Origin of the sequence: Streptomyces sp. NPDC058691, from assembly GCF_042714775.1 — a bacterium.
GTDB lineage: Bacteria > Actinomycetota > Actinomycetes > Streptomycetales > Streptomycetaceae > Actinacidiphila.
In genome coordinates this window covers 1-14,831 of the sequence record NZ_JBHXSO010000027.1, presented here as the reverse complement: position 1 = coordinate 14,831, position 14,831 = coordinate 1, and the positions used below count along the sequence as shown (strand labels likewise).

The following is a 14,831-nucleotide window of genomic DNA, read 5'->3' as shown; positions in this document are numbered from 1 at the left end:
ATGACCGAACCGCTGAGTCCACTCGGTCACGGCGACGTGTCCTGGATCCGCGCCCGGTTGCGGGCCGCCCCCGGCGGTGCCGCGGCCCTGGCCGCGTTGGTGCTGGTGACGGCGTTCCTGGCGGCGGTGCTGCCGCGCGCCGTGGACGGGTACGAGAACGACGCGTTGCGCGACACGCTCCGGCAGGCGCCACTGGCCGGCCGCAGTGTCACGATGTCGCTGGGCGTGTCGCGGCTGTCCGTTCCGAACGGCGCCGAGGAACTGATCACCCCGCAGGCGGTCGCCAGGACCGAGGGAGCGTTCCAACAGGTCGTCCGGAAGCCGCTCGCGCTGGACAAGACCCAGACCGTCTACGGTGTGCGCAGCGCCGACGCCACCCCGGCCGTCGACCCCGGCCTGCCGCGCCCCTCCAAGAGCCTGAATCCGCAGGCCACGCTGTTCGCGCAGGCGGACCTCGCCGGCCGTACCCGGATCGTCTCGGGACGGCTGCCCGGGCCCGGCTATGACAGCGCCGAGGACACCTCTGTCGTCGAGGCGGCCGTCACCGACCGCACCGCCAAGGTCATGCGGCTGCATCCGGGTTCGGCAATCCACCTCCAGGACTCGTTCGGCTCCGACCTGACCGTCCGGGTCACCGGAATCGTGTCGCCCCGGTCCCCGGAAAACGCCTACTGGGACGCCGGACCCGACCTGCGCGCGCCGACGTTGATCACCGTGCGCCCGAGGCCCGACGCCGACCCGAAGTTCTACTGGCACTTCACCGCGCTGATCTCCCCGGACGCCACGGCTGCCCTGCTCGGTCTCCACGACGGCGCGCAGGTGTACTGGTACCACCCGGCCGACATCGCGGCGTTCACCGCGCGTGACGTCCCCGCGGCCCGTGACCGGATCTCCGCGCTCAACGCGGGCCCTGACGCCGCCCGGCTGCAGGAGCTGATCCAGCAGCCTGGTCTGACCGTCGAGGAGGAGGGCCTGGCCGGCCTGCTGACGCCCTTCCTGCGTGAGCGTGCCGCGTCCCAGCCGCTGATCCTGGTGGCCGCGGTCGGTGTCGGCACCGTCGCCGCCGTGGTGCTCCTGATGGCCGCCGGCCTTCAGGTGACGCGCCGCCGGCCGGAGTTGACGCTTCTGCGCGCCCGGGGCATCGCCCTGCCGGATCTGGCCGCCCGGCTGATCGGCGAGAGCGCGCTGGTCGCGGTGCCGCCGGCGGCCCTCGGACTGGGACTCGCGCTGCTGCTCTTCCCGGTCGAGCGCTCCGCGCCGTCCGCGGTCGCGGCAGCCTTCGTCGCTGCCGTGGCCACCTTCGCCATGCCGCTACGGGCGCTGGCCGCCGCCCGCAGGCCGCGGCTGGAACAGCGCGAGGACCTGATCGCGGTCCGGCCGTCGCGGCGCAGGACCGTGGCCGAGCTGACGGTCGCCGTCATCGTGGCGGGCGCGGTGGTCGCACTGCGCCAGCGGGGCACCGCCGAGGGCGGCGCCGATGTGCTCACGGCCGCGGCACCGGTCCTCCTGGCGTTGATCGCCGCGCTGGTGCTGCTGCGCGTGTACCCGCTGCCCGTACGGCTCCTGGGCCGTCCCGCCGCCCGCCTGAACGGTGCGGTGCTGCAGATCGGTGTGGCCCGGGCGGGCCGCGCCCCCTCGACCGCGGCACTGCCGCTGCTGGCCGTGCTGATCGCCCTGACGGTGACGTCCTTCGGGGGCTCGGTCCTCGCCGGCGTCGAGAGCGGACGCGATCACGCGGCGGTCGTCAAGGTGGGGGCGGACGCCCGGGTGCAGTCCACCGTGGGCCTGGCTCTCCCGGAGGGGCTGGACGCCCGCGTCCGCCGGGTCCCCGGCGTGCGCGACACCTTGGGCGTACGCGTCGAGACGGGGCAGATACTCCAGGCGACGAATACCAGGTACGACGTCCTCATCGTCGATCCCGGACGCTACGCGCGCCTCACCCGGGACACCGGCGTGGGGACCTCGTTCCCGGCCGCGGCACTGGCCGACCCGGGCCGCGGCCCGGCCCCGGTCATCGCCTCACCACGACTGGCCCGGCAGATCGGGCACGGCACGACGACCGTCTACACCGCGGCGAGCGCCCTCGACGTCCGTGTTGCGGCCACCGTGCCGGAGACACCGGCCGTCGCGGGCCGTGAGTTCGTCATCGTCTCCGAGGCGTCCGTGCACCGCGCTCATCCGGGTGCGGTGTCCTCGGCCACGCGTCCACTGACACTCCTGATCAGCGGCGAACACATCGACGGAAAGGCCCTGCGCGCGGCCGTCCGCGGTGCCGGGGCACGCGACGTCCAGGTCCTGCTCCGCTCGGAGGAGCGGACCGCTTACGGCAGCACGACGGCGCTGCAGTCCGGTGCGCGCGGTGTGTATCTGGCGGCGGTGGCGGCCGGTGCCGGTTACAGCGTGCTGGCGCTGCTGCTCTCCTTGATGCACAACGCGCCGCAGCGGCGGGCCCTGCTCGCCCGGCTGCGCACCATGGGCATGACCGGCCGGCAGCGGCAGACCCTGGCGGTGCTGGAGATGCTGCCGCAGGTCCTGCTCGGCGCGGTCGGCGGCATCCTGGTCAGCGTCGCCACCGTGCCGCTGCTGCGGCCGGGCGTCGACCTGACGGCACTGGCCTTCAGCACTAGTACACCCGCCACCGACGTCTCGGCAGCGGTGCTGCGTACCGACCCCGTCTCCCTGCTCCTGCCGTCGGCCGCGCTCGTCGCGCTGGCCTGCGCGGTCCTGGCAGTGCAGGCATGGGCCACCGGGCGACGCGGCGAAGGAACGGAACTGCGGATCGGGGACCGAGCATGACCGACAACATGACCCAGACCGGCACGAGCGCGGTCGCGGGCGGCGACGCCGGGGGCGGCGTGTCCCTGGCGGAACTCGAACGGCGCGCCACCGCGCACCGCGAGCGCCCCGCCTACGGACAGGACGCCCTCATCGCCTGCGACCGCCTGGTGCGCATCTTCACCGCCCAGGGCGTCGAGGTCCAGGCTCTGCAAGGACTGGATCTGCTGGTCGCACGGGGTGAACTCATGGCCCTGGTCGGCGCCTCCGGCTCCGGCAAGTCCACCCTGCTGAACATCCTGGCCGGACTGGACACCCCCACCGCCGGAGCCGCCACCGTCGCCGGCTTCGACCTCCTCGCCCTGGACGGCCGCACCCGCCTGCGCTACCAGCGCGAAGTCGTCGGCTTCGTCTGGCAGCAGACCTCCCGCAACCTCCTGCCCTACCTCACCGCCCTGCAGAACGTCGTCCTGCCCATGCAGCTCGCCGGAGGCGTCAAGGGCCGCAACGCCCGCGCCGCCCGTGCCGCCGAACTCCTGGAACTGGTCGGCGTCGCCCACTGCGCCGACCGCCGCCCCCAGCAGATGTCCGGCGGCGAACAGCAGCGCACCGCCATCGCTGTCGCGCTGGCCAACCACCCCGCGCTCGTCCTGGCCGACGAGCCCACCGGCCAGCTCGACTCCGCCACCGGCGAGCAGGTCTTCGCCGCCTTCCGCGCCATCAACCAGGAACTGGGCACCACCGTCGTCATCGTCACCCACGACCAGGCCGTCGCCCAGGCCGTCGACCGCACCGTCGCCATCCGCGACGGCCGCACCGCCTCCGAGGTCCTGCGCCACACCACCACCGACGACCAGGGCAACACCACCACCCACGCCCGCGAGTACGCCACCGTCGACCGCGCCGGGCGGCTCCAGCTGCCGCGCGACTTCACCACCGCCCTCGACATCCGGCACCGCGTCCTGCTCGATCTCGAACCCGACCACATCGAGGTCCGCCCCGACCGCCACGAGGAGAACTGACGCGGCGTCAGCCTGTCACACCGTCCCGCCCTGTCCGGTCTGCCTGGTGACGGACCGAAGACAGAGGGAATCATGCGTGAGATCTTGATCGTCGGTGGTGGCTACGCGGGCTTCTACACCGCCTGGGGCCTGGAGAGGTCATTGCGCCCCGGAGAAGCGAGGATCACGGTCGTCGACCCTCGCCCGTACATGACCTACCAGCCCTTCCTACCGGAGGTGACGGCCGGTTCGGTCGAGGCCCGCCATGCCGCCGTCTCGCTGCGACGGCACCTGCGCAAGACCCGGCTGATCGCGGGGAGCGTGACCGAGATCCGCAGCGCGGAGCGGGCGGTCACCGTCCGGCCGGTGAACGGGCCGGACCGCGAACTCCGTTACGACATCCTCGTGGTCACCGCCGGCGCCGTGACCCGGACCTTCCCCATACCCGGCTTGGCGGAGCACGCGATCGGCCTGAAGCACGTGGAGGAGGCCGTCGCCATCCGCGACCGGCTGCTGACCGCGTTCGACCAGGCCGCTTCCCTGCCGCCCGGTCCCGAGCGGCGCAAGCTGCTGACCGTCACCTTCGTGGGCGGCGGCTTCTCCGGCGTCGAGGGCTTCGGCGAACTGCTGTCACTGGCGACCGCGATGCTGAGGGCCTACCCGGAACTGAGCTTCGACGAGCTGTCCTTCCACCTGGTCGAGGCCCGGGACCGCATCCTGCCCGAGGTGACCGGCAAGCCCGGCGCCTGGGTCGTGCGCTCCCTGGAGCGCCGTGGTGCGCGCGTGCACCTGAACACCCAGCTCACCTCCGCCAAGGACGGGCACGTCGTGCTCTCCAGCGGAGAGGAGTTCGACTCGGAACTGATCGTCTGGACCGCCGGCAACGCCTCCAACCCCGTCGTGCACAACCACACGGACCTGCCGGTCGACGAGCGCGGCCTGCTCGTCGTCCGGCCGGACCTGCGCGTGGGCACCGGCAGCGACCCGCTGCCCGGCGTCTGGGCGGCCGGGGACGACGCGGCCGTACCCGACCTGGCATCGCCCGTGGCGGGCGCCCGGACGGTACCGAACGCACAGCACGCGGTGCGCCAGGGCCGGCTCCTGGCGAGGAACATCCGTGCCGACCTGCGCGGGGGCAGGGTCCGGGACTACCGCCACAGCAGTCTCGGCGTCGTGGCCACGCTGGGTCTGGGACGGGGCATCTTCCAGTACAAGGGGGTCGTCATCAAGGGACTCCCGGCCTGGCTGATGCACCGGGGCTATCACGTACTGGCCGTGCCCACCTGGGAGCGGAAGGTCCGGGTGCTCACCGTCTGGCTCACCGCCGCCCTGTTCGGCCGGGACCTCGTCTCCCTCGCCTCCGTGCAGCACCCGCGGGACGCCTTCGTCACGGGCAGTGATCCCCGGCGCCGCGACGAGCGCCCCGTGAGCGATCCCACAACCGCCTGAAACCTCCGCGAAAGCCCTGGTCACCCGCCTGGAGCCGGCCGCGGCGACGGCCGGCGGGGAGGCCTGCCGCCCCAGTGCTGTCACAGGAACGGATTAATCCCGGTCTCTTTGGCAGATGTGAGGGGAGCAGCAGTGATTTCGAGTGACCTCAGCCGTCGCGGCCACGGCCGCCACCGGGCGGGCCGTGCGACACACAGCGCCGGGCAACGTCGCCGTCTTCCGGGGCATCTCCCGGGTCCGGTCGCCCGTGCCGTCCGCGACCACGCGGCGGCCGCGTGGTCGCGTCACCGACAGGGGGACGGAGGGACGGAGACGGCGGCGCACTGATGGATCCCGAGCCGTCCTCCGGGACACGTGACCTCGACCAGGCGGCCTCGGTCTTCGCGGAGCTTCGGCCGCGGCTCTTCGGCATCGCGTACCGCGTGCTCGGCAGCGCGGCCGAGGCCGAGGACGTGGTCCAGGAGGTGTGGCTGCGCTGGCAGAGGACCGACCGCTCGGCGGTGGTCAGCCCCGCGGCCTTTCTCTCGACCACGACGACCCGTCTGGCCATCAACGTCACGCACTCCGTACGTGTGCGCCGGGAGACCTACATGGGTCCGTGGCTGCCCGAGCCCGTCGACACCAGCGCGGACCCGGCGTTGGGCGCGCAGCGCGCGGAGGCACTGGAGCTCGCCCTGCTGCTGGTGCTGGAGAAGCTGAGCCCCACCCAACGCGCGGCATACGTACTGCGTGAGGCCTTCGCCTACGACTATCCGGAGATCGCCGAGATGCTCCGGCTCAGCGTCGTCAATGTGCGGAAGATCGTGAGCCGTGCCCGCCGGCGTCTCTCGGCCGAGCGGCGGGATCCTGTCGACAGGGCGGAGCACCGGCGCCTCGTCGAGGCCTTCGTCTCAGCGGCTCGAACGGGCGACGTCGCCTCATTGGAGGCCCTTCTCACCCAGGATGCCGTCAGCCTGTCCGACGGCAACGGTGTCCGGGGGGCCGCCCGCGTCCCCGTACTCGGCCGCGCGCGCGTCGCGAACCTGGCGACCGGCCGTCCGGGTTTCTGGAGTGACGTGGAACTGCGGCACGTCGAAGCCAACGGACGCACAGGGGTGCTGGTCCACCGGGACGGCGAGCCGACCGTGCTCCTGGCGGTCGCCGCTTCGCCGGACGGCATCCACACGCTGTTGTGGGTGTGGAACCCGGACAAGATCGCCGGGTTCCTCAAGGGGCGGGGGACCGGTTCCAGAGCCGGAGTTTGTCGGGATTGAGCACGACCCAGATCCGCCGCACACGGTCGCCCGCGATGTCGAGGCTGATGACGGCCGCGACCTGGTGGTCGCACCGCACCACCAGGCCGGTCCGGCCGTTCACGGACTGGGCGCCCAGGGTCGTGCGCGGCCGCCTGGCCAGGAGCGTCAGCAGGCTGCGCGCGACCTGCTCGCTCCCGTGCACAGGCCGGACCAGCGCCCTGACCTTGCCGCCGCCGTCGAAGACCGCCGTCGCGTCAGGACACAGCAGCGACGCCAGCAGCGTGGCATCCTCCGCCGCGCAGGCCTCACGAACGGCACAGGCGAGCGCGTCATGCCGGGTCGGCGTGCCGGGACGCGACCGCCACGTCCAGAGCCACCGACGCGCGCGCCCGGCGCCCCCGGCGAATGCGACGCCCTCCGGCGCCGTCCGCCCCGTGGTGTCCGTGATCGCACCGGGTGCCTTCCCGAAGGCGTCATTGTGCGAGAACGCCGCCCGCCAGGTCTCCGGGCCGGCGCTCTCGCCCCGGCCGGGCCCGGCCGGCCCGCCCAGCCGGGCCAGGCAGATGTCACCCGTGGTCGTCGCGAGCCAGGAAAGAGGGGTCGCGACCTCCGCGCGTGCCGTGTCGGACAGCGCGTACCACCGGCGGTAGGTCTCGTCGACGATGCCTTCCGCCGCACTGCCGGTGCCCACCATCCGGCATGCGACGTCCAGCAGATGCCGACGCTCGTCCAGCAGCTCCGCGAGCGGCACCGCGTCCCCGGAATAGTCCATACCGCATCCTCCCTCGAGCACGCCACCACACAATGCGGCCGCAGGCTCGACCTCGTCGAAGTGCAGGAGGTCTGCTCACAAGTGAAGGACGCACTTGCTCGCAATCATCGGCTCCGAAGAGGAGACCGGGCAGGCATGGATCTTGTGACATGGCGCCCACGCGCCCTGCTTCGCCGCTTCATGTCACATCTGCGCCGATTTTTCGGTCCTAGGGGTGAAGGCGGCGTCTCGGAAGATCGCGGAGGCGGCGGCGAACCCGCCACTCCTGCCGCAGACCCGCCATGGGTGATCCGATCCATGAATGGTGGTACGAAAATGGACGACGGAAGCCGGCCGGACGAATCGCGGCGAGATCCCACGGGCAGCAGATTCGCCGCATGGGCCGGCGGGCGGCTGGGGGTCGGCGGCCTGCTCAAGGACAGCAGGCGCAGAGTGTTCCCGGACCACTGGTCCTTCATGCTGGGGGAGATATCCCTCTACAGCTTCGTCGTGCTCGTCCTCACGGGCGTGTATCTGACGCTGTATTTCCACCCGTCGATGGAGCAGGTGGAATACCACGGGAGTTACGCACCGCTGCGGGGGCAGATGGTGTCGGAGGCGTTCGCCTCGACCCTGCACATCTCCTTCGACGTCCGCGGCGGACTGCTGATCCGGCAGGCCCACCACTGGGCGGCGCTGATCTTCGTCGCCAGCCTCTTCGCGCACATGATGCGGATGTTCTTCACCGGCGCCTTCCGCAAACCGCGGGAGATCAGCTGGGTGATCGTCTTCCTGTTGCTGGTGCTGGGCATGTTCGAGGGGCTGACGGGATACGACCTCCCGGACGACCTGCTCTCCGGGACCGGGCTCATGGTCGTGAACGGCACCATTCTCTCGATACCGATCGTCGGTACGTACCTGTCGATGTTCCTTTTCGGAGGTGAGTTCCCGGGGGACGAACTGATCGCACGCTTCAACACGATCCACGTGGTGGTGCTCCCCGCGCTGATGACGGGACTGTTCGCCGCCCTCGTCTTCCTGACGATTCGTCATAATCGTGCGCAGTACCCGGGACCCGGGCGCACGGAGAGGAACGTCGTCGGCATCCCCGTCCGGTCGTTCGCCGTACGGGCGGGAGGGTACTTCTTCCTGGTCGCCGGGGTCATCCTCATCATCGCCTCGATCGCGCAGATCAACCCCGTCTGGCTGTACGGCCCTTACCGCCCCGACCAGGTCACGGCGGGCTCGCAGCCCGACTGGTACATGGGCGTGGCCGACGGACTCCTGCGGGTCATGCCCGGCTGGGAGATCGTCATCCGGGGCCACACCCTGGCCCTCGACAACCTGATACCGCTGGCGGTGGGTGGCGGACTCTTCCTGGTCATGGGCGCGTACCCGTTCATCGAGGCCTGGGTCACCGATGACCACCGGGACCACCATCTCCTCGACAGGCCGCGGAACCGGCCGGTGCGCACGGCACTCGGCGCGGCGTGGATCAGCGTGTACGCCGTGGCATTGCTCGGTGCGGCGAACGACGTGCTGGCCACCCGCTTCCACGTCTCGGTCAACGCGGTGACATGGGCGGTCCGGATCGGGCTCTTCGTCGTGCCGTTCGCCGTCTACGCCGTGACGAAACGATGGGCGCTCGGCCTTCAACTCGGCGACCGCGAGAAGGTGTTGCACGGCCGCGAGACCGGCGTCATCAGGCGCATGCCGAACGGTGAGTACCGAGAGGTCCACGAGCCGCTCGGCCCGGAACAGCTCCGCGCCCTGACCGCGCACGAGCAGTACAGGCCGATGGGCGCCGGCGCAGGGGGGCATACGCAGCGGCTGCGGGCCAGGCTCAGCCGGAGCCTTTACGGCGAGGGCACGCAGATCCCCAAGCCCGTCGTCCACGAGCACGAGGAGATCACCGACTGAAGGCGCCTGCGCCGGTTCCTTGATGCCGGGGAGCGTGTCCATCGCGGTCGTATCGCGGGTGTATCGGAAATCGCGTACGCCACCGCAACGGCCCGCCGTATCCAATGGGGGCATGAACCACAACGCGTCCCTGTCGGCGCCGCCCCGCCGTACGCGCGGGATCGTGCTCCTCGGACTGGCGATCCTCGGTGTGGCGGGCGCCGCGTTCGTCGTGCGGCGGCCGCTCATGATGTCCGCTCCCATGTGCATGGCCGGGCGGTGGCACGGCTGCTTCGACACCTTCAACGGTGTGGTGCTCATGACGCTGGTCGCGCTGCCGTTGGCCTTGCTGGTGCTGTGGGCTCTGGCAGGCGTCCGGCGTGCCGCCGACGGCACATCGGCGTGGCGGATGTCGCTGGCCGAGGTGGGCATGGTCCACGGGACGGTGCCGTTCCTGTGGCTGACCATGATGCCGGGCGGCGGGGCCGGCATCGTCCCCGAGCGGGTGAGCCTGGTACCGCTGCGGGACCTGGCCACGATGGGGGCGCTCGGGATCGCCGGCAACCTGCTGGTCTTCGCGTCGCTGGGCTTCTTCGCCCCGATGCGGTTCGCGGCGCTGGCGTCCGTGCCGCGGATCCTGGCGCTCGGGGCGGGCTGCTCGGCCCTGGTCGAAACGGCGCAGTACGTCCTGAGGCTGGACCGGGTGTCCTCCGTGGACGACGTACTGGTCAACGCCGCCGGTGCCGTGCTGGCCGCTCTGGCGTCGCGCCGCTGGTGGCGCACCACGGCGGATGTGCCGTCGGACCGCCCTCGCCCCGCGCCGGCCCCGGCAGGCTGAGCCGCGCATACGTCGGCGATATGGTCCGGTGCTTAGGCTTCCGACATGCGCGTACTGATCGTGGAGGACGAGCCCTACCTGGCCGAAGCGGTCCGTGACGGTCTGCGGCTGGAGGCGATCGCCGCGGACATCGCCGGCGACGGCGACTCGGCCCTCGAACTGCTCAGCGTCCACTCCTACGACCTCGCGGTCCTCGACCGCGACATCCCCGGCCCGTCCGGTGACGAGGTCGCCCGGCGCATCGTCGCCTCCGGCAGCGGCATCCCGATCCTCATGCTCACCGCTGCCGACCGGATCGACGACAAGGCCTCCGGGTTCGGGCTCGGCGCCGACGACTACCTCACCAAACCGTTCGAGCTGCGGGAGCTCGTCCTACGGCTGAGGGCGCTCGACCGCAGACGCGCGTACGCCCGGCCCCCCGTCCGCGAGATCGCGGGCCTGCGGCTCGACCCCTTCCGCCGGGAGGTCTTCCGCGATGGACGCTACGTCGCGCTCACCCGCAAACAGTTCGCCGTGCTGGAGGTCCTCGTCGCCGCCGAGGGCGGTGTCGTCAGCGCCGAAGAACTGCTGGAGCGCGCCTGGGACGAGAACGCCGACCCCCTCACCAACGCCGTGCGCATCACTGTCTCCGCACTGCGCAAACGGCTGGGCGAACCCTGGATCATCGCCACGGTGCCCGGCGTCGGCTACCGGATCGACACCGGTCCCCGCACCACCGGTCCCGGCACTGCGCATGCGTAGACGCCCAGGGCTCAGCGCCCGGCTGAAACTCACCCTCAGCTACGCCGGATTCCTCGCCGTCGCCGGCGCTCTCCTGCTGTCCGTGGTGTGGATGTTCCTGCTGCGCTACGTACCCGACAACTCGCGGGGCCTTCTCGGGGTCTCGCCCAACCGCTACCTCCTGGTGCACACCTTCGCCCCCGCCGCGGCCGTGGCGATGGCCTTCCTGCTCGTGTTCGGCCTTGTCGGGGGATGGCTCCTCGCCGGCCGGATGCTCGCGCCGCTCACCCGGATCACGGAGGCGGCACGGCTGGCCGGGAACGGGTCGCTGGCCCACCGGATCCGCATGAAGGGCCGCCAGGACGAGTTCCGTGAACTGTCCGACGCGTTCGACTCGATGCTCGACCAGCTCGAGTCCCACGTCGCCGAGCAGCGGAGGTTCGCCGCGAACGCCTCCCACGAACTGCGCACCCCGCTGGCGATCTCGCGGGCGCTCCTCGACGTCGCCCGCAAGGACCCCACCCGGGACCGGGGCGAACTCATCGAGCGCCTGCACGCCGTCAACACGCGGGCGATCGACCTCACCGAGGCCCTCCTGCTGCTCAGCCGCGGCGACCGCGGGAACTTCCCGCGCGGAAACGTCGACCTCTCCCTCCTCGCGGAAGAGGCCGCCGAAACGCTGCTTCCTCTCGCCGAACAGCGCCGGATCACACTCGACGTCACCGGCGGGGAGGCCCGGACCAACGGCTCCGGGGAACTCCTGGCGCGTATGGTGACGAACCTCGTCCAGAACGCCATCGTGCACAACCTCCCCGCCGGCGGCACCGTGACGGTCCACACCGAGGCGCACGGCGACACGAGCGTGCTGACGGTCGAGAACACGGGCCGCCGGCTGCCACCGGAACTGGTGTCGACCCTGGTCGAACCCTTCCAGCGGGGAACGGAACGCGTACGCACCGACGAGCACGCCGGCGTGGGCCTCGGCCTGGCCATCGTGCACAGCATCGTCCGCGCCCACGACGGGACCCTCGACCTCGCCCCCCGCCCCGGCGGCGGCCTCCTCGTCACGGTCCGGCTTCCCGGCACGCCGTAGGCGGTCACGCCCCGGCACCCGTTACCGGGCCGGCACGCGGCCCCAAGCGAGGGCGTACGCGCGGGCCGCGGCACGGGGGTCCTCGGCAGCGCAGATGCCGGACACGACGGCTGCCCCCGCCGCCCCGGCCTCCCGCAGTCGCGGCAGGTCATCCGGGGTGACGCCGCCGATGGCCACGGCGGGCAGCGGGCTGAGCCGGGCGAGGCGGGCGAACCCGTCATGGCCGAGCGAGGGCGGCGCGTCCGCCTTGGTCCGGGTCGCGTGCAGCGCGCCGATGCCGACGTGGTCGACGCGTGCCGGATGCCCGGCGGCGGCGCGCAGTTCATCGGGGGTGGCGGCGCTCAGGCCCAGCACCGCCTGTGCGCCGATCAGTTCACGGACGGCGGCCGGAGGCAGGTCCGACTGGCCGATGTGGACGCCCGACACACGCACGCCGGCGACGCGCGCGGCCAGGAACACGTCCACCCGGTCGTTCACGATCAGCGCCACGCGCTCCGGGAGGACCGCGGCCACCGCTTCGACGGTCCGCAGGAAATCCCTGCCGTCGGCGTCCTTCTCGCGGATCTGCACCGCGGTGACGCCGCCCGCCACCGCCTGGGCGACGGTCTCGGCCACGCCGCGGCCCCGGGCCCCGCACTGGGCCGCGTCCGTGACCAGGTACACCGACAGGTCGACGGGTGCCTGCGTCACGACAGAGCCGCCCGCTCGGTGATGTCGGACTCCCGCAACGCGGCGAGCGCGTCCAGGAACGCCACGGCGAAGCTGCCGGGCCCCGAGGCCTCCTTAGCGGCCAGTTCGGCGGCGACCGTGTACGCGGCGACGGCGGCCACCGTCGATGCGAACCGGTCCTCGCCCACCCCCGCGAAGGCGGCCATCACGGCGCCCAGCGCACAGCCACCGCCCGTCACCCGGGTCAGCAGGGCGTCACCGTTGGCGACGCGGACCGTGCGCACCCCGTCGGTGACGAGGTCCACGGGTCCGGAGACGGCGACCACGCCGCCGGTCTCACGCGCCAGCCGGTGTGCCGTCTCCTCCGCGGCCTCGACGCCGTCGGAGGAGTCCACTCCGCGGCCGCCGCCGCCCGCTCCCGCGAGCGCGATGATCTCCGAAGCGTTGCCCCGCACGACCGTGGGCCGCAGTTCCAGCAGTTCTCGCGCCAGTGCGGTGCGCACCGGCAGCGCGCCGACGGCCACCGGGTCGAGCACCCACGGAGTGCCGGCGGAGGCGGCCGCCCGCGCGGCCTCGACCATGGCGGAGCGCTGTTCGGCGTGCGGGGTGCCCAGGTTGACCAGGACGCCCGAGGCGATCCGCGCGAAGGGGCCGGCCTCCTCCGGGATGTCGACCATGGCGGGCGAGGCGCCCAGCGCCAGCAGGACGTTGGCGGTGAAGCCCGTCACCACCGAGTTGGTCAGGCACTGGACCAGCGGGGAGTCCGCTCGTACGCGCGAGAGCGCCTGCGCGGCGAAGGCGGTGTGATCGGCGGGTGTCGGGGGCATGCGGTGTCGCTCCTTCGGGGATGGACGGTGTCCGGACGCGCCTGCGGTCGGCAGCTGGGTCGCGGCGCTCAGGGCCGCGGGCGCCGGCGCAGCCGCAGCGGGGTGTACACCCCGAGGGCCACGAGGAACGCCACGTAGTACGAGAGGTCCGCGCCGTGCAGGGCGGCCGCCACCGGGCCGACGTACAGGCTGGTGTCCATGAACGGCACCGCCGCGGCGAAGGCGGCGGCGAACGCGAGTACGGCGGGCAGGGCGGGCTGCGGCCTGCCGGTCTCGGCGGCGAGGTCGATCGGGGCGCCTGCCCTTGCCCGTGCCCGGGCCAGCCAGTCGACGATGACGATCGCCACGAACCCGGGGATCCAGTAGCCGACGAACAGCAGCACGTTCTGGAAGCGTGCGGTGGTGTCGGCGGCGTGCATCCACAGCACCAGGGGGAAGCCGAGGACGGCCGCGAGAGCGGCGGCCGCCGGGCGCGGAACGCGCACACCGACGGTCTGCAGGGCCAGGGATCCGCTGTAGTCGTTCATGGCGTTGCTGCACAGGGCCGCCAGGGCCACGGCGAGCAGTCCGAACGCGCCCACCGGTCCGCCGCCCAGCAGCTCGGCCACGCCCGCGGCGGTCTGGTCGGTCAGGACGGACGCGCCCCACAGCCCGAGGGCCTGGACGGCCACGAAGGACACCACCAAGCCGAGCAGGGTGTACCAGAACATGCGCGGGCGGGAGGTGTCACGCGGCAGGTAGCGGCTGAAGTCGCTGGCGTACGGGGCCCAGGACAGAGCGAGACTCAAGGCGATGGTGCTGGTCAGGACGAACGCGCCGCCCCGGTCGGCGCCGTGGGCGGAGCCGGTGGCGGTGAGGTGGACGCCGTCGAGCAGCTTCCAGGCGATCAGTGCGAACGCGGCGGCGAGAACGAAGGTCATGACGATCTGGAGCCGGTGGATGGCCTCATAGCCGAGGACGCCGAGAGCGCCCTGACCGAGCATCATCGCCAGGACGCCGAGCCAGAAGGGCATGCCGCACAACCGGGCGAGCGCATCCCCGCCGAAGAGCCCGATCAGCGCGTCCCAGGCGACCGAGGACAGCCACTGCAGGATGCCGGGCAGCGCGACGGCCCGGCCGAAGGCGAGCCGGGCCAGCGGCAGTTGCCCCGCGCCGGTCCGGCTTCCCCATGTGCCCAGGTAGGCGGTGGGTATCGCGCCGATCACGGTGCCGAGCACGACGGCCGCGAGTGCGGTGGCGAAGTCCAGGCCGAGGGCGATGCCGATGGTGCCGGTGAACACGCCGGTCATGGTGAGGTTGGGCGCGAACCACACGGTGAACAGGCGCCCCGGGCCGCCGTAGCGGTTGCTCTCGGGGACCGGTCGTATGCCGTGCGCCTCGATGCGGAAATCGCCTGCGGCCGCCGGCATGCGCCCGTCGAAGACGGTCTGCCGGCCGTCGGAAACATGCGTCAATGGCATGAAAGACATCCCTCCGCCAGTACGAACTGGTTCAGGTTCGACGGGTGTGATCTCAGCCCTCGATGGGGCACCCCGTGTCCGGTAAGACCGACAGTGTACCGGCAGGCCACGGAG

Annotated in this window: 12 protein-coding genes and 1 riboswitch; of the genes, 8 read left to right on the top strand and 4 right to left on the bottom strand. The window is 72.1% G+C overall.

The features are described 5' to 3' along the window. The 4 genes from ACFWVC_RS20270 (at window position 1) to ACFWVC_RS20255 (ending at window position 6,478) form a co-directional block, all read left to right on the top strand. Window positions 1-2,796 (top strand): FtsX-like permease family protein, encoded by a 2,796-nt coding sequence (locus ACFWVC_RS20270; protein ID WP_384287479.1) that lies wholly within the window; start codon window positions 1-3, stop codon window positions 2,794-2,796. A gap of 8 nt (window positions 2,797-2,804) precedes the next feature. Next, window positions 2,805-3,797 carry an ABC transporter ATP-binding protein gene (locus ACFWVC_RS20265; protein WP_384287710.1) on the top strand — a complete coding sequence of 331 codons (993 nt, stop codon included), beginning with the start codon at window positions 2,805-2,807 and terminating at the stop codon, window positions 3,795-3,797. A 72-nt stretch (window positions 3,798-3,869) separates the two neighbouring features. After that, window positions 3,870-5,225 carry an NAD(P)/FAD-dependent oxidoreductase gene (locus ACFWVC_RS20260; protein ID WP_384287477.1) on the top strand — a complete coding sequence of 452 codons (1,356 nt, stop codon included), beginning with the start codon at window positions 3,870-3,872 and terminating at the stop codon, window positions 5,223-5,225. Window positions 5,226-5,551: 326 nt separating this feature from the next. Then, the gene (locus ACFWVC_RS20255; protein WP_384287475.1) at window positions 5,552-6,478 is read left to right on the top strand and encodes an RNA polymerase sigma-70 factor; all 927 of its coding nucleotides are present in this window, start codon (window positions 5,552-5,554) and stop codon (window positions 6,476-6,478) included. Here the strand turns inward: ACFWVC_RS20255 and ACFWVC_RS20250 are convergent. Next, on the bottom strand, window positions 6,432-7,232 hold the full coding sequence (locus ACFWVC_RS20250) for an RNA polymerase subunit sigma (protein WP_384287473.1): 801 nt from the start codon (window positions 7,230-7,232) through the stop codon (window positions 6,432-6,434). The genes ACFWVC_RS20255 and ACFWVC_RS20250 overlap by 47 nt on opposite strands. Window positions 7,233-7,547: 315 nt before the next feature. On the opposite strand from ACFWVC_RS20250, the gene ACFWVC_RS20245 reads away from it, so the two are divergent. The 4 genes from ACFWVC_RS20245 to ACFWVC_RS20230 all read left to right on the top strand — a co-directional run bounded on the left by ACFWVC_RS20245 (window position 7,548) and on the right by ACFWVC_RS20230 (window position 11,761). Then, window positions 7,548-9,131 (top strand): cytochrome bc complex cytochrome b subunit, encoded by a 1,584-nt coding sequence (locus ACFWVC_RS20245; RefSeq protein ID WP_384287471.1) that lies wholly within the window; start codon window positions 7,548-7,550, stop codon window positions 9,129-9,131. A gap of 112 nt (window positions 9,132-9,243) precedes the next feature. Further along, on the top strand, window positions 9,244-9,948 hold the full coding sequence (locus tag ACFWVC_RS20240; protein WP_384287469.1) for a VanZ family protein: 705 nt from the start codon (window positions 9,244-9,246) through the stop codon (window positions 9,946-9,948). 45 nt (window positions 9,949-9,993) lie between these two features. Beyond that, complete coding sequence (locus ACFWVC_RS20235) at window positions 9,994-10,689, top strand: response regulator transcription factor (protein ID WP_384287467.1); 696 nt, start codon at window positions 9,994-9,996, stop codon at window positions 10,687-10,689. Then, window positions 10,682-11,761, top strand: coding sequence for a sensor histidine kinase (locus ACFWVC_RS20230; RefSeq protein ID WP_384287464.1), 1,080 nt, complete (start codon window positions 10,682-10,684; stop codon window positions 11,759-11,761). Before ACFWVC_RS20235 ends, ACFWVC_RS20230 begins: the two co-directional genes overlap by 8 nt. Window positions 11,762-11,782: 21 nt before the next feature. Here the strand turns inward: ACFWVC_RS20230 and thiE are convergent, their stop codons facing one another. The 3 genes from thiE to ACFWVC_RS20215 all read right to left on the bottom strand — a co-directional run bounded on the left by thiE (window position 11,783) and on the right by ACFWVC_RS20215 (window position 14,717). Beyond that, window positions 11,783-12,451, bottom strand: a complete 669-nt coding sequence (gene thiE / locus ACFWVC_RS20225; protein ID WP_384287462.1) for a thiamine phosphate synthase — start codon at window positions 12,449-12,451, stop codon at window positions 11,783-11,785. After that, complete coding sequence (gene thiM / locus ACFWVC_RS20220) at window positions 12,448-13,257, bottom strand: hydroxyethylthiazole kinase (protein WP_384287460.1); 810 nt, start codon at window positions 13,255-13,257, stop codon at window positions 12,448-12,450. The genes thiE and thiM overlap by 4 nt, the downstream gene beginning before the upstream one ends. Before the next feature lie 68 nt (window positions 13,258-13,325). Next, window positions 13,326-14,717, bottom strand: a complete 1,392-nt coding sequence (locus tag ACFWVC_RS20215) for a purine-cytosine permease family protein (protein ID WP_384287458.1) — start codon at window positions 14,715-14,717, stop codon at window positions 13,326-13,328. Further along, window positions 14,709-14,802, bottom strand: a riboswitch (TPP riboswitch). It overlaps the preceding gene by 9 nt. Window positions 14,803-14,831 lie beyond the last annotated feature (29 nt).

What these genes read in the sequence shown, in the direction of transcription:
- ACFWVC_RS20265 (WP_384287710.1), top strand. Translation starts at nt 2,805, where the DNA reads ATGACCCAGACCGGCACGAGCGCGGTCGCGGGCGGCGACGCCGGGGGC.
- ACFWVC_RS20270 (WP_384287479.1), top strand. Translation starts at nt 1, where the DNA reads ATGACCGAACCGCTGAGTCCACTCGGTCACGGCGACGTGTCCTGGATC.
- ACFWVC_RS20260 (WP_384287477.1), top strand. Translation starts at nt 3,870, where the DNA reads ATGCGTGAGATCTTGATCGTCGGTGGTGGCTACGCGGGCTTCTACACC.
- ACFWVC_RS20235 (WP_384287467.1), top strand. Translation starts at nt 9,994, where the DNA reads ATGCGCGTACTGATCGTGGAGGACGAGCCCTACCTGGCCGAAGCGGTC.
- ACFWVC_RS20215 (WP_384287458.1), bottom strand. Translation starts at nt 14,717, where the DNA reads ATGCCATTGACGCATGTTTCCGACGGCCGGCAGACCGTCTTCGACGGG.
- thiM (WP_384287460.1), bottom strand. Translation starts at nt 13,257, where the DNA reads ATGCCCCCGACACCCGCCGATCACACCGCCTTCGCCGCGCAGGCGCTC.
- ACFWVC_RS20240 (WP_384287469.1), top strand. Translation starts at nt 9,244, where the DNA reads ATGAACCACAACGCGTCCCTGTCGGCGCCGCCCCGCCGTACGCGCGGG.
- ACFWVC_RS20245 (WP_384287471.1), top strand. Translation starts at nt 7,548, where the DNA reads ATGGACGACGGAAGCCGGCCGGACGAATCGCGGCGAGATCCCACGGGC.
- ACFWVC_RS20230 (WP_384287464.1), top strand. Translation starts at nt 10,682, where the DNA reads ATGCGTAGACGCCCAGGGCTCAGCGCCCGGCTGAAACTCACCCTCAGC.
- ACFWVC_RS20255 (WP_384287475.1), top strand. Translation starts at nt 5,552, where the DNA reads ATGGATCCCGAGCCGTCCTCCGGGACACGTGACCTCGACCAGGCGGCC.
- ACFWVC_RS20250 (WP_384287473.1), bottom strand. Translation starts at nt 7,232, where the DNA reads ATGGACTATTCCGGGGACGCGGTGCCGCTCGCGGAGCTGCTGGACGAG.